The sequence below is a fragment of the Halomonas campaniensis genome (assembly GCF_014193375.1).
GTDB lineage: Bacteria > Pseudomonadota > Gammaproteobacteria > Pseudomonadales > Halomonadaceae > Halomonas > Halomonas campaniensis.
This window is the reverse complement of sequence record NZ_JACHZF010000017.1, coordinates 1-13,149: the sequence shown is the minus strand read 5'-3', so window position 1 is coordinate 13,149 and position 13,149 is coordinate 1. Positions and strand designations below refer to the sequence as shown.

11 protein-coding genes are annotated in these 13,149 nt (G+C 63.4%); 4 read left to right on the top strand and 7 right to left on the bottom strand.

Annotation, left to right across the window (positions count from 1 at the left end; all coding sequences use genetic code 11):
* Positions 1–22: 22 nt before the first annotated feature.
* From iolE to BDK63_RS12190, 7 genes are all read right to left on the bottom strand, one after another.
* Positions 23–925 carry a myo-inosose-2 dehydratase gene (gene iolE, locus BDK63_RS12220; RefSeq protein ID WP_183332343.1) on the bottom strand — a complete coding sequence of 301 codons (903 nt, stop codon included), beginning with the start codon at positions 923–925 and terminating at the stop codon, positions 23–25.
* Positions 926–1,004: 79 nt separating this feature from the next.
* Positions 1,005–2,852, bottom strand: coding sequence for a 3D-(3,5/4)-trihydroxycyclohexane-1,2-dione acylhydrolase (decyclizing) (gene iolD / locus BDK63_RS12215; protein ID WP_183332341.1), 1,848 nt, complete (start codon positions 2,850–2,852; stop codon positions 1,005–1,007).
* Between the two features lies 1 nt (position 2,853).
* On the bottom strand, positions 2,854–4,800 hold the full coding sequence (locus BDK63_RS12210) for a bifunctional 5-dehydro-2-deoxygluconokinase/5-dehydro-2-deoxyphosphogluconate aldolase (RefSeq protein ID WP_183332338.1): 1,947 nt from the start codon (positions 4,798–4,800) through the stop codon (positions 2,854–2,856).
* Between the two features lie 89 nt (positions 4,801–4,889).
* Complete coding sequence (locus BDK63_RS12205) at positions 4,890–5,717, bottom strand: TIM barrel protein (RefSeq protein ID WP_246386074.1); 828 nt, start codon at positions 5,715–5,717, stop codon at positions 4,890–4,892.
* Between the two features lie 64 nt (positions 5,718–5,781).
* Complete coding sequence (locus tag BDK63_RS12200; RefSeq protein WP_183332336.1) at positions 5,782–6,642, bottom strand: ATP-binding cassette domain-containing protein; 861 nt, start codon at positions 6,640–6,642, stop codon at positions 5,782–5,784.
* Between the two features lies 1 nt (position 6,643).
* Positions 6,644–7,771 (bottom strand): ABC transporter permease, encoded by a 1,128-nt coding sequence (locus tag BDK63_RS12195; protein ID WP_183332334.1) that lies wholly within the window; start codon positions 7,769–7,771, stop codon positions 6,644–6,646.
* Between the two features lie 50 nt (positions 7,772–7,821).
* Positions 7,822–8,784 carry a sugar ABC transporter substrate-binding protein gene (locus BDK63_RS12190; RefSeq protein WP_246386071.1) on the bottom strand — a complete coding sequence of 321 codons (963 nt, stop codon included), beginning with the start codon at positions 8,782–8,784 and terminating at the stop codon, positions 7,822–7,824.
* 185 nt (positions 8,785–8,969) lie between these two features.
* Between BDK63_RS12190 and BDK63_RS12185 the strand changes: the two genes are divergently transcribed.
* The 4 genes from BDK63_RS12185 to BDK63_RS12170 all read left to right on the top strand — a co-directional run bounded on the left by BDK63_RS12185 (position 8,970) and on the right by BDK63_RS12170 (position 13,124).
* Complete coding sequence (locus BDK63_RS12185; RefSeq protein WP_183332332.1) at positions 8,970–9,833, top strand: MurR/RpiR family transcriptional regulator; 864 nt, start codon at positions 8,970–8,972, stop codon at positions 9,831–9,833.
* A 33-nt stretch (positions 9,834–9,866) separates the two neighbouring features.
* Positions 9,867–10,862: an inositol 2-dehydrogenase gene (gene iolG, locus BDK63_RS12180; protein WP_183332330.1), complete on the top strand. Its 996-nt coding sequence runs from the start codon at positions 9,867–9,869 to the stop codon at positions 10,860–10,862.
* Positions 10,863–10,879: 17 nt separating this feature from the next.
* Positions 10,880–11,683 (top strand): 5-deoxy-glucuronate isomerase, encoded by an 804-nt coding sequence (gene iolB / locus BDK63_RS12175; RefSeq protein WP_183332328.1) that lies wholly within the window; start codon positions 10,880–10,882, stop codon positions 11,681–11,683.
* A 712-nt stretch (positions 11,684–12,395) separates the two neighbouring features.
* Complete coding sequence (locus tag BDK63_RS12170) at positions 12,396–13,124, top strand: tyrosine-type recombinase/integrase (RefSeq protein ID WP_221202604.1); 729 nt, start codon at positions 12,396–12,398, stop codon at positions 13,122–13,124.
* Positions 13,125–13,149 lie beyond the last annotated feature (25 nt).

Sequence of the window (13,149 nt, the reverse complement as noted above, 5' to 3'; positions counted from 1 at the left end):
CAAAAGTCGGTGATCAGGAAAATCAGTCGGCAACGCTGAAGCCGGCCTGTTCGGCCAGTGCACGCAGATTGCGATAGCCCATTCGGGCATAGGTCAGAGGATGGGCAACCTCGGGATCCTGCTCTGCCTCCACCACCAGCCAGCCTCGGTAGCCGGCCTCACGCAGATGGATCAAGGCCGGCAGGAAGTCCACATCGCCATCGCCCGGCACGGTAAAGAGGCCATCGAGCACCCCATCCAGGAAGCTCTTGTCGCGGTTGCGAAGCTCCTGCAGGACCGGAAAACGCAGGTCCTTGCAATGCACATGCTTGACCCGGGCGGCATAGCGCCGGGCCACTGCCAGGGGATCGCCGCCTGCACCGCGCAGGTGACCAAAGTCGAGCAACAGGCCGACGGAGTCGCGGGTCCCGTCGAGCATCCGCTCCACATCCTCCTGGCTCTCCACCACGGTGCCCAGGTGGTGGTGATAGACCAACTGCACGCCCTGCTCCTTGAGATAGTCCCCAACCACGTTGAGCCCCTCGGTCAGTCGCTTCCAGTCGGCATCGCTGAGGTGAGGGCGACGGGACAGCGGGACCGCCTGGTTGCCGTGGATGCAGCGACTCACTTCGCAGAACACCATCACCTTGGCGCCACAGGCCTTGAGCAGGTGGAGATGGTCCTGAACAGCGGCGATCTCTTCCTCGGGGCTGCGCTCCAGCAGCCGGGCGGAGTACCAGCCGGAAACCAGATCCAGGTCATAGTTGCCCAGCACCCTGGAAAGCGCCTCTGGGGTGCGGGGAAACTTGTTGCCTAGTTCGAAGCCAACGAAGCCAGCCTCGCGCCCCTCTTCCAGGCAGACCTCCAGCGGAGTGTCGACCCCCAGGCTCGGCAAATCGTCGTTGGTCCAGGTCAGAGGATTGATCCCCAAGCGTACGGTAGACATGACGTGCTCCTTTGGAGCGGGTCATCCGGCCCGCTCCATGAGATGAGTGAACGCGAGAGTCGATGAGCGCTGTCGCAGCTCAGCGATGCTGACGCCGTTTAGCCTCGCGATAGGCCTCATAGGCCTCGCGTACTTGGTCGCGCTCAGAGACCTCGGGTACCGCCACCTCCCACCAGGAACCGCCCTCAGCGGTGCTGGGCAGCGGGTCAGTGTCCAGGGCGATGATGTAGGTCGTGCTGGCCTGGCGAGCGCGGACCAGCGCCAGCTCCAGTTCGGTGATGCCACGCACGCTCTCAGCCTGGCAGCCCAGGGAACGGGCGTGAGCAGCGAAATCCATCCTGGGAGCGCCTTCCGGCACCGTGCGACAGTCCTCGAGGAGGTTATTGAAGCCGGCGCCGCCAGTCGCCTGCTGCAGGCGGTTGATGCAGCCGAAGCCGCGGTTGTCGAGCACCACCACGACCAGCTTGTGGCCGAGCATCACCGAGGTGGCGAGCTCCGAGTTGTGCATCAGGTAGGAGCCGTCGCCCACCATCACGAACACCTCGCGCTCGGGGTGGGCCATCTTGACGCCCAGCCCCCCGGCAATTTCATAGCCCATGCAGGAAAAACCGTACTCCACGTGGTAGCTGCCCGGACCGGAGGCCTGCCAGAGCTTGTGCAGCTCACCCGGAAGCCCGCCGGCTGCACAGACCACGGTGCTGTCCTCCCCTGCCTGACGGTTGACCGCACCGATCACCTGGGCGTCGGTGGGCAGCTCACGCCCGTCATCGGCGGTGACACGCGCCACGGCCTCGGCCCATTCGCGCTTGAGGCTACCCACCTGCTCACGCCAGGCATCGGAGGCCCGCCACCCGACCAGGCCGGCATCCAGCGCGGCCAGGCCATCGAGAGCGTCACCTGTCAGCGGCAGGGCGTGGTGCTTCTGACTGTCGAAGCGTCCCACGTTGAGGGCCACCAGGGAGAGATCATCGCGTTCGAAGAGCGCCCGGGAGCCGGTGGTGAAGTCCTGCAGTCGAGTGCCCACCGCGAGAATGACATCCGCCTGCTCGGCGAGCCGGTTGGCAGCAGCGCTGCCAGTGACCCCGATGGCTCCCACCGCACCGGGATGGGCATCCGCGAGTGCCCCCTTGCCGGCCTGGGTCTCGGCGACCGGCACACCGTGCGTCCGGGCAAACTCACCGAGGCGCTCACAGGCATCGGCATAGTGCACACCGCCTCCGGCGATGATCAACGGCCGCTCGGCGCTGGCCAGAGCGGCAATGGCCTCCTCCAGCTCGCGAGGATCCGGCTGGGGACGGCGGATGCGGTGCACACGGGGTGTGAAGAATCCCTCTGGGTAGTCGTAGGCGAAGGTCTGGACGTCCTGGGGCAGCGCCAGTGTCGCGGGGCCACAGTGCTCGGGGTCGAGCAAGGTGGCAATAGCCTGGGGCAGACTGGTCAACAGCTGCTCCGGACGGGTGATGCGATCGAAGAAGCGAGACACCGGCCGGAAGCAGTCATTGACCGTGATGCTGGGATCGCCGAAGTGTTCTACCTGCTGCAGCACCGGGTCGGGCTCGCGGGTAGCGAAGGTATCCCCGGGCAGTAGTAGGATCGGCAGGCGGTTGGCATGGGCCAGGGCCGCAGCAGTGACCATGTTGGTCGCACCCGGCCCGATCGAGCTGGTGGCCGCCATCAGCCGACGCCGGCCATTGGCCTTGGCAAAGGCGATGGCGGCATGGGCCATGGTCTGCTCATTATGCGCACGCAGGGTAGGCAGAACATCCTGTGCGTGATAGAGCGCCTCGCCCAGTCCAGCCACGTTGCCGTGACCGAAGATGGCGAACACCCCCTCGAACAGCGGGAGCTCACGCCCCTGATATTCGATGCGCTGGGCCGCCAGGTACTTGACCAGGGCCTGGGCCATGGTGAGACGGATGGTTCGCATATCAGGCTTCCTCCAGTTGGAGGGCGGTACTGCGCAGACGCCGCCACTCCTGGATCAATTCGGCATAGTTGTCGGCAACGCGGCTCACCAGGGTGGCATCGTCGATGCGCCCCCCCAGCCATTCGCGGCTTGCCGCAGCGAAAAGGGTACGGCCCACGGTGAAGCCCTTGCAGTGCGACTGCCGGGCGGCGGGAGCGAAGCCGCGCTTCATCTCTTCCATGGGCGCGTCGAGGCCCAGCAGCACCACGCCACGACAGTACGGATCCTGGGTATCGATGATCCGCCCCACTGCCTGCCAGGCGGCATCGGACATGGCCGGCAACTTCCACCAGTCGGGGCGAATGCCCAGGTTATAGAGACGCTGCAGGCTGCGCGGCAGAGTGGTGTCATCCTGCGGCATGCCGGCCGGGGGGATGACCTCCACCAGCAGCTCAAGACCGTTATCACAGGCAGAGTGATAGAGCTGGCGCAGGCGCGCTTCTTGTTCCAGGCGCAGCGCCAGCGCGTCATCCGGGTGATAGAACACCAGGCACTTGATGATGTGCTCGGCAGGCCAGTGGCGTAGCCGGCTGCCCAAGTCGTCGCCGTGCTGGAAACGCAACGGGCGCGAACTCGGAAGCTCCACCGGGCGTCCTATCCACCAACCGCGACCGCTGGCCTCGTTCAGGGCATCCTGGCCGAGTACGTCGTCCACCAGGATCGCCGGACTGGCCAGCTCGCAGCGCCGGGCGCCTTCCTCGGCGGCCCGCACTAGCAGCCGTTTCAATGTCGGCAAGCATTCGGGGTCGGCATGCTCCTCGCGAGCCATATCGGTGAGCTGGCGGCGGTGATCGAAGGCCAGACCGCACACCTCGGGCCATTCGACCGGCGTGCGCGTGGTGACCCGATGCAAGTGATTGAGGCGCTCGTCCTTGTCGGGGCGTGGCACCTGATCCCGGCGCGCCAGGTAGTCGAATAGCTCCTCCTCGGAGGGCATGGCCGGCGCGCAACCGTGGCGTGAGACCACCAGGGCGCCACAGGCGTTGGCGTAGGCAGCACTAGTAGCCCACGCCTGGTCGCGCAACCACCCTCGCAAGAGTCCGCTCATGAAGGCATCGCCGGCACCCAGCACATTGAGCACCTCGACCTTGACGCCCCGAACCAGGACGCCGTCCTCGAGCCGTTCGGGAATCTCATCTTCGATCACCACGCAACCCAAGGGCCCGAGCTTGCATACCAGAGTGGCATCACTGACCCGGCGCACCGCACGCAGCGCCTCCAGGGTATCGGTGCTGCCGCCGGCGATATGGAACTCCTCCTCGGTGCCGACAATCAGGTCGAAATCAACAAGCCACTGCTGCAGATCGGTAGTGACCGTTTCATCGGCGATAAAGCGGGTCTCACCGTCGCCCGGCGTGGTCAGGCCCCAGAGCACCGGCCGGTAATCGATGTCGAGCACCCGCTTGACGCCGTACTCTGCGGCCGCGCCCAGCGCCTTGCGGCAGGCACGGCGCGTCGTCTCCGTAGAGAGGTGAGTGCCGGTGATGGCCAACGCACGGGCCCGGCCAATGAAGGCCGGGTCAATGGCATCGGCATCGATGGCCATGTCGGCACAGTCGCGCCGATAGAAGAGCAGCGGGAAGCTGTCGCGATCCTTGAGCGCCAGCAGCACCAGTCCAGTATGACGCTCCGGATCGGTCTGCAGGGCCGAGGTATCAACACCGGCCCGCTGCAGTTCGTCTCGCACAAAGTGACCCATCTGCTCGTTGCCGACCCGCGACAGCATGGCGGACTTGAGCCCCAGGCGCGCGGTGCCGTAGGCCATGTTGCCGGAGCTGCCGCCCAGATATTTGGCGAAACTGGCCACATCTTCCAGGTGGCTGCCGATCTGCTCCGCATAGAGGTCGACGGCGACGCGACCCAGGCAGATCAGGTCCAGGGGTCGGTCGTCGGTGTTTATATCTTGCATAGTCTCTCTCCGCGTCGCATGTCGTATTGCACCTGATCGGTGGCCAGCAGCCTGGCTGACCTCCATGTGGGAACCACGACGCAAGTCATTCAAAGGGTAAAGGCGTCTCTGAAGCGCTGCAGGGCCAGCTCGCCATCACCTGAAGCCCAGGCCTCCAGGCCAACGGTGCCGCTATAGCCGATCTCGACAAGCGCTCGAGCGATGGCCGGGTAATGAATCTCGCCAGTGCCGGGTTCGCAACGGCCGGGAACATCAGCCACCTGGACCTCGCCGATATACGGCGCGCAGCGTCGTACCAGCTCGACCAGGTTTCCCTCGCCGATCTGGGCGTGGTAGAGGTCGAGCATGATGCGCACCTCCGGACGATCCACACTGGCCACCAGCGCCAGCACGTCCTCGGCACGTGCGAAGGGCACCCTAGGGTGGTCGACGGCGGCATTCAGATTCTCGAGCACGAAGGTGACCCCATGCTGCTGCCCTAGATCGGCCAGACGCCTCAGGGTGTCCGCCGCCTGAATCCACATGGGCCCGGTCATCTCGGCTCCCGGCTTCACCGGAAGTCCCTGCCCATCCAGACCCGTGCCATGCAGGTTGAGCCGCGGAATCCCGAGCGACGTGGCCACGGCAATCGATTCCCGCGCCGTCTCAACCAGCCGTTCGGCGCCCTCCGGGTCGGCCAGGGTGCCGTCGATGTACCCGGTCATGGAGGAAAAGGTCGCACCGGTGTCTGCCAGGGCCCGGATGTCATGCTTCGTCCAGTCCCAGATCTCCACCTGGAAGCCCAGGGCATCGATCCGCCTGACCCGCTCGATGATCGGCAGGTCGCGGAAAACCATCTCGGCGCAGACCGCCAGGGTGAAGGGGGAAGACCCTGATCGTTGATTCATTGCCAGAACTCCGTGAAAGGGTTTCGTCATCCGCCTGCGCAAACCGGGCTCGGTCTTTCTCGCCCGCTGGTATGAGGCGCCACGTTTGCTTAAATCATTTGCCCGAGGCGCTCGATGTTTCCTTCCGAGACACGGCGCTTTCACGGCTGGCCTTCCTCTCCGTGTCGCTGCGCTGGAACTCGGCCAGCTCGGCGTCGAGACTCTCCAGCTCAGCGCCACCGGCCATCATGTTCAGCACCTCTTCACGGGTGATGTCTGCCTTGCGGAAGGTACCGAGACTCCCGCCACGCGACAGCAGGGTGAAGGCATCGGCCACTGGGTAGGCGTGATGGACGTTGTGAGTAATGAAGATAACTGCCAGGCCGTCGGCCTTCGCCTTGGCGATATAGCGCAGCACCACCGAAGCCTGCTTGACGCCTAGCGCCGAGGTGGGCTCATCCAGAATCAACACCTTGGCACCGAAATAGACCGCACGGGCGATGGCCACGCACTGGCGCTCGCCACCCGAAAGGGTGCCCACCGCCTGGCTGGGGTCGCGCACATCGATACCGATCTTGGCCATCTCTTCCTTGGCAACCCGATCGGCATACTTCCAGTCGATACGCTTGAAGGGGCCCCAGCCCACGGTGGGCTCACGACCCATGAAGAAGTTACGGGTAATGGACATCAGCGGTATCATCGCCAGATCCTGAAACACAGTGGCGATACCGGCGTCCAGTGCATAGGCAGGGGACTTGAAGTGGACGGGCTTGCCATCAAGGTACATCTCGCCTTGGGACGGACTATGCACACCCGACAGGGTCTTGATCAGGGTCGACTTGCCGGCACCGTTGTCACCCAGCAGGCACATGACCTCGCCGGAACACACTTTCATCGAGATGTCGCTAAGGGCGATGACGCTGCCGAAGTGCTTGCTGACGCTACGCATCTCGATCATGGGAGTACGTTCGCTCATATCACTTGGCCTCCATCGCCTTCTTGCGCATGAAATTGTTGAAGAGCACGGCAACCAGAAGCATTACGCCGAGGAAGACCTGGAACCAGTCAGTGTTGACGCCGGTATAGAAGATGCCCATCTGTACCATGCCGAAGATCAGGGCACCGAGCGCTGCACCGATAGCGGAGCCATAGCCCCCGGTGAGCAGTGCCCCCCCGATGACCACCGCAATAATCGCTTCCAGCTCCTTGAGCAGGCCGCGGATGGTGTCCGCCGAGCCGGTATCCATCACCTGGATGCAGGCAAAGATGGTTGCGGAGAAGGCAGTGAAGATGAACAGCGAGATCTTGACCCGGTGGACCGGGACGCCGGAGTTGCGGGCAGCATTCTTGTCGCCACCACTGGCGAAAATCCAGTTGCCGTAGGGGGTGCAGAGCAGAACCCAGGTCGCCACAGCCGTGAGGCCGAGCCACCAGACAATAGAGACCGGGATGCCAGTCACCACCGGATTACCGGCAAAGTTGGTGGCAATCCAACCCTGCGACGCCATCCAGGCGAACAGCCCCGTGGCCACCTCGCCGGAGAACAGGGCCGCGAACCAGTCACCAGGGACATGCTCATGTACGCCGCCAACCTGTGTACGCCCGGTCAGCAGGCGGCTGATTCCAATGGCCAGGCCGCGCAGGATGAACAGGAATCCCAGGGTGACGATAAAGGAGGGCAAGCCCGTCTTGTTAACCAGATTGCCATTGATCCAACCCACCAAGGCTGCACAGGAGAAGGCCAACAGGATGGCGGCCCACAGCGGCCAGCCGTACTCCACCGCCGGGATGGCGATCAGGATGCCGGCCAGGCCGATCATGGAACCAATGGAGAGGTCGAACTCGCCGCCGATCATCAGCAATGCCGCAGCGGTAGCAATGATGCCCAGCTGGGCGGCCACCTGGAGGACGTTGATGATACCCGCCGGCGAGAACATACCGGTGCCACTGGCGGCGACGATAAAGAAGGAGAGGACCAGCACAGCGCCGGCCAAGGCCCCAAGCTCTGGCCGGCTGAGGGCCTTCTTCCAAAGTGGTATCGCCTGCAAGCGCTCGTCCTGAGCCTCCGGTGCAGCAGCTGGGGTGGGTTCTTGATTAGGCTTCATAATGCGGCTCCAGGGCCCGGCGATGCCGGGCCATTGTTATAGGCAGACGATCAGCGGATGCCTTGTTTGCTCAACTCGATGACCTGGGCGGCATTGTCTTGGGTCACGAACCCAGGGCCCGTCGCCACATCTCCCGCCGGGAGCAGGCCATGGCGAGCGTACTGATCGAGGAACATCACCGGCAGATAGCCCTGCAGGTACTGTTGCTGGTCGATGGCGAAGTCCAACTCCCCCGCCTCGACGGCCTGCAAAATGCTCGGGGAGAGGTCGAAGGTGCCGATAGTGAACATGTCGAGAGCACCCTGATCGCGAATGGCCCGCACCACCGGATCGGCAGACAACGCGCCCAGGGCAAGGACGCCTCGAACATCGCTGTTCTGGTTCAGATAAGCGATGAGGGCGCTACGGATGCCCGTCGGATCATATGTCGTTGCCAGCTGACTGGCGTTGCCGTCGAAGCCATCGACGAAGCCATCACAGCGCTGGTCGAGCCCCTGGTTGCCCTGCTCGTGGTTAATGCATACCCCCTTCTCGACACCCATCTCCTGCATACGCTCAGCGGCGAGCCTCCCTGCTTCGTATTCACTTTGGCCGATATGCAGGCGGGCCCCGTAATTACCGGAAACATCCCCACCGGAGTTGATGGTGATGACCGGGATGCCATTGTCGGTCGCACGTTGCACAACGCTGCCCAGGGCATCTTCATCGGTAAAAGAGAGGATCAGCCCATCGGGGCTGGACGCGATGGCCGCATCCACCAACTGCTGCATGCGAGCCATGTCGAAGGTGGAGGGAGCACGATACTCCAGGCGCGCCCCCACCTGCTCTGCGGCCTCATCGGCGCCATTCTTGACCACTGACCAGAAAGGGTCGGAGGGAACGCCGTGGGTCACCATAATGAAGCGGTTGGGCTCTTGAGCCTGGGCGGATCCGGCCATCATGGCGGCGGCGGCCGTGGAAGCGAGTAGCCATTGAGATAGACGAGCCATGGCGATGTCCTCTTTGGTTGTCATTGTGTGGTGCTGATTGCATGAAGCGCAGCGACGAATGAAATATAGATTCCATACACCCTAAAAATCAAACCGTATGTTCTATACTTTGGTATTGATGGAATTTTTATTCCAAACGGACTAGACTGCCTCCACGTACTCGATCCAGAGTCAACGCCAAGCATGGCGATGACAGGGAAGAACGACAGATGAACACGACGCCCCAGGACTTCAACGAGCTTGAAAGGCTCATCGCGGCGGAGTACCCGTCACTGAGTCGACGTCTGCAGCAGACCGCCAGGTTCATGCTCGATCACCCTCAGGAGGTCGCCTTCGCCACCGTGGCCAAGCTGGCCGAGCAGGCCGGGGTGACACCCTCTACCCTGATCCGCTTTGCCAACAGCTTCGGCTTCAAGGGCTTCTCGGAGATGCAGCAGCTGTTCCGCTCTCGGCTGGTGGACGAGCTGCCCAACTACACCGAACGGATTCGCGCCGTGCGTAGCGCCACCGGCGAAACCCCCGACAGCACTCAGCTGCTGTGGGAGTTCGCCGATGCCAATCGTGAGGTACTCGAGCAGCTGCCGGGCCGCATCGACCCGCGCCATCTGGAGCAGGCACTGGATATCTTCGAGCGGTCCCAGGCAGTGCACGTGATGGGCGCCCGGCGCAGTTTCGTGGTGGCAAGCTACATGACCTATGCGCTGCACCACATCGACAAACGCGCCTTCCTGGTCAACGGCCTGGGGGGGATGTATGGCGAGCAAGTGCGGGCTATCAGCGACGACGATGCGCTGTTGGTTGTCAGTTTCTCCCCCTATGCCGAGGAGAGTCGCCAGGTGGCTGAGGCCGCCAGGCAGCGCGAGCTACCCCTGGTGGTGATCACTGACTCCAGCCTGAGCCCGCTCGCCCGGCTGGCCGATGTGGTGCTCGTCGTTCATGAAGCCGAAGTCAAAAGCTTCCGAGGGCTTACCGCCTCGCTGTGCCTTGCCCAGACCCTGGCCATTGCACTGGGCGTGCGCCAGGACAAGGCAAAAGACCGCAAGGCGCAAGATCCGGATACGGAGCACGGCTGACGCCTTCACCAACAACAAACAAGAGGAGTTCACATGAAAATCGCCCTAATCGGCGCCGGACGCATCGGCCAGGTGCATGCCCAGGCCATCGCCAGCCACCCTGAAGCGAGCTTGGCCGCCATCACCGACTACCACGCTTCGGCCGCCGAAGCACTGGCCACCCAATATGGCAGCCAGGCCCTGAGTGCCGAGGCCATCTTCGCGGATGACACCATAGACGCCGTACTGATCGCCTCCAGCACCCCGACGCACGCCGACTACCTGGAACAAGCCGCTCGAGCAGGCAAAGCGATCCTTTGCGAGAAGCCCATCGCCCTGGACCTGGCGCGCACCCGCGACGCCCTCCAGGTGCTGGCTGCCCACCCGGTGACCTGTGCACTGGGTTTCAACCGCCGCCACGACCCCCAGTTCGCCGCCCTAAAACAGGCTCTGGTGGAAGGCCGCATCGGCGATCTCGAGACGTTGACCATCATCAGCCGTGACCCGACACCGCCCCCGGCGGAGTATGTCGGCGCATCCGGAGGCCTGTTCCGCGACATGACGATCCACGACTTCGATATGGCCCGCTGGCTGCTTGACGAGCCGATCACCCATGTCCAGGCCGCAGGCAGCTGCCTGATCGATCCCGCCATCGGCAAGGCCGGCGACGTGGACACCGCTATGGTGATCCTCACTACCGCCAGCGGCCGGCTTTGCCATATCGGCAACTCCCGCCGGGCCTGCTACGGCTACGATCAGCGCATCGAGGCCTTCGGCAGCAAGGGCATGCTGCAGGCCCAGAACGAGAGCGAGACTCGCCTGCGCTTCACCGGCGAGCCGGGCCAGGTGGAGGAAAAGCCCAAGTGGTTCTTCCTGGAACGCTACGCTGAGGCCTATAGCCGAGAGATAGGTGACTTCGTCGAGGCCTGGCAGGCACAGCGAGCTCCGTTGGCGGGCGCCAGTGACGGCCTGGAGGCTCTTCGCCTGGCCGAGGCCGCCGAGCGCTCGCTTAAGGAAGGCCGCCGCATCTCCCTTGACCACATTCACTGAACGCCACAGGAGACCCCATGACCTCACTACTGGTTCGACCCCACGAACCCGATGCCCAAGGCAAGGTACTGGAAGTCACCCCCGAGTCCGCAGGCTGGGAGCATGTCGGCTTCCGCGTCCATAAGCTGGCGAAGGGACAGCGCCTCGAGGACAACACCGAGGGTCGCGAGCACTGCCTGGTACTGCTCACCGGTCGCGCCACCGTGACCAGCGGCGCTCACCGCTGGGAAGACATCGGTGAGCGCCAGGACATCTTCGAGAAGATCCCGCCCTATGCCGTCTATCTGCCGAATGGCGTGACCTACAGCGTCGAGGCCACTACCGACATGGAACTGGCGGTGTGCAGCGCTCCCGGCCACGGCAATCATGCGCCACGCCTGATCACCCCGGACCAGGTCAAGCGCAGCACCCGCGGCAGTGGCACCAATACCCGCCACATCCAGGACATCCTCCCGGAGACCGAGCCGGCGGACAGCCTCTTGGTGGTGGAGGTCTACACTCCGGCCGGCAACTGGTCCAGCTACCCGCCTCACAAGCACGACGTGGACAACCTGCCCGAGGAGTCGATCCTCGAGGAGACCTACTACCACCGCATGAACCCTTCCCAGGGTTTCGCCTTCCAGCGGGTCTACACCGATGACCGTTCCCTGGACGAGACCATGGCGGTGGAGAACGGCTGCTGCGTGATGGTACCCCGCGGCTACCATCCAGTGGGTGCCGCCCACGGCTACGACCTCTACTACCTCAATGTGATGGCCGGCCCCAAGCGTGCCTGGAAGTTTCAGAACGACCCGGCCCACGAATGGATCGCCAAGCAGTGAGCGGGTGACACCCGCAACGTCAGCCTCAGTCTCTCCGACCTGACGTCTCTTCGCCCCGCTTCGGCGGGGTTTTTTCCGTCAACCCACCGCGTTTACTGATCTTGCCCGGCAGCAGTGGACACCCCGTTCAGGTATTGCACTTAACGAGGTGACCCTCAGCAAAGCCAGGCGGGGGATGCTGGCCAGGCTTCTATCCGGGTTGGCTTGGAGAGCGGGCGTGTTCGGGCTGCATAGACAGCCGTTGGCGCCGTGCACGCCAGTTCCTGCAGATCGATAAGGAGGCCAGAAGGAGGCCAGATAGTAGCTCGACTGAACAACAGGCGCGCCCCACCCTGGCCGAGCGGATTGCCGTCTGCGACGTGAGGACGTGGGACGTGGGACGTGGGACGTGGGACGTGGGACGTGGGACGTGGGACGTGAGGATAATCAGTGGCTATGGGGGGACTGGATGAAACGCTCCCCAGTGCAAAATCATTTGGGGGACCAGTTGGGGGACTGCCATTTTCCAGGCAAAGAAAAAGCCGCTGAAATCAGCGGCTTCTTCGATATTCGTGGCGGAGGGGGAGTCCCCGGTGTTAGCGTCTTATTCCATCGCGGAACGTAGCGGAAAGCCAAGTAACATCAATACCTTGCTGGCATCTACCGTCTAGCGTCGTCTTACGAGATCGTCTAAGATAGTAAAATTTTAGGCGGGTAAGAAGGCGGGTATATCATGCCACGAGTAGCGAAGGAACTCACAGACCTTGCGGTGAAGCGACTGGGGCCGAAGCCCGGCCAGCGCCTCCCCGTGAGCTATCCGGTCGGGGGCGTCTCCGGCCTCAGTCTCCAAGTCACCCCGGCGGGCGGCAAGTCATGGCTGCTGCGATACACCGTCCCAGGGCCACCTGGAAGCAAGCAGAAGCGCCGTGAGGTCGGCTTGGGCGGGTATCCGACGGTGACGCTGAAGCTGGCCCGAGAGAAGGCCCGAGAGATACGCGACCAACTTACCCAAGGCATCGATCCGGTTGAACACCGCAAGGCCCAGCGAAGCGCCCTGGCCGCTGAGCAGGCCCGATCAATCACCTTCGAGGAAGCCGCCACCCAGTACATCGCGGCGAAAGAAAGCGAGTGGAAGAACGCAAAGCATCGCCAGCAGTGGGAGAACACGCTCAAGACATACGCTTCCCCCAAGCTGGGAGAAGTCCGCCTCAGCGACATCGACACGCCGCACATTTTGGCCGTCCTCGAACCGATCTGGACCACCAAGACCGAAACCGCGACCCGGGTGCGTCAGCGGATGGAGGTCATTCTGGATTGGGCGACCGCAAGGAAGTACCGCGAGGGAGAGAACCCGGCCCGCTGGAAAGGCCACCTTGATACGATGTTGGCGAAGCTGTCAATGGCCATCAGAACTGACCCACCAGCGGTCAACAAAATTGACCCACCCGTGATCGTCAGCTGAGCGTCTTCTGCTTCAGCCGGTAGCT

What these genes read in the sequence shown, in the direction of transcription:
- iolE (WP_183332343.1), bottom strand. Translation starts at nt 925, where the DNA reads ATGTCTACCGTACGCTTGGGGATCAATCCTCTGACCTGGACCAACGAC.
- iolD (WP_183332341.1), bottom strand. Translation starts at nt 2,852, where the DNA reads ATGCGAACCATCCGTCTCACCATGGCCCAGGCCCTGGTCAAGTACCTG.
- BDK63_RS12210 (WP_183332338.1), bottom strand. Translation starts at nt 4,800, where the DNA reads ATGCAAGATATAAACACCGACGACCGACCCCTGGACCTGATCTGCCTG.
- BDK63_RS12205 (WP_246386074.1), bottom strand. Translation starts at nt 5,717, where the DNA reads ATGACGAAACCCTTTCACGGAGTTCTGGCAATGAATCAACGATCAGGG.
- BDK63_RS12200 (WP_183332336.1), bottom strand. Translation starts at nt 6,642, where the DNA reads ATGAGCGAACGTACTCCCATGATCGAGATGCGTAGCGTCAGCAAGCAC.
- BDK63_RS12195 (WP_183332334.1), bottom strand. Translation starts at nt 7,771, where the DNA reads ATGAAGCCTAATCAAGAACCCACCCCAGCTGCTGCACCGGAGGCTCAG.
- BDK63_RS12190 (WP_246386071.1), bottom strand. Translation starts at nt 8,784, where the DNA reads ATGACAACCAAAGAGGACATCGCCATGGCTCGTCTATCTCAATGGCTA.
- BDK63_RS12185 (WP_183332332.1), top strand. Translation starts at nt 8,970, where the DNA reads ATGAACACGACGCCCCAGGACTTCAACGAGCTTGAAAGGCTCATCGCG.
- iolG (WP_183332330.1), top strand. Translation starts at nt 9,867, where the DNA reads ATGAAAATCGCCCTAATCGGCGCCGGACGCATCGGCCAGGTGCATGCC.
- iolB (WP_183332328.1), top strand. Translation starts at nt 10,880, where the DNA reads ATGACCTCACTACTGGTTCGACCCCACGAACCCGATGCCCAAGGCAAG.
- BDK63_RS12170 (WP_221202604.1), top strand. Translation starts at nt 12,396, where the DNA reads ATGCCACGAGTAGCGAAGGAACTCACAGACCTTGCGGTGAAGCGACTG.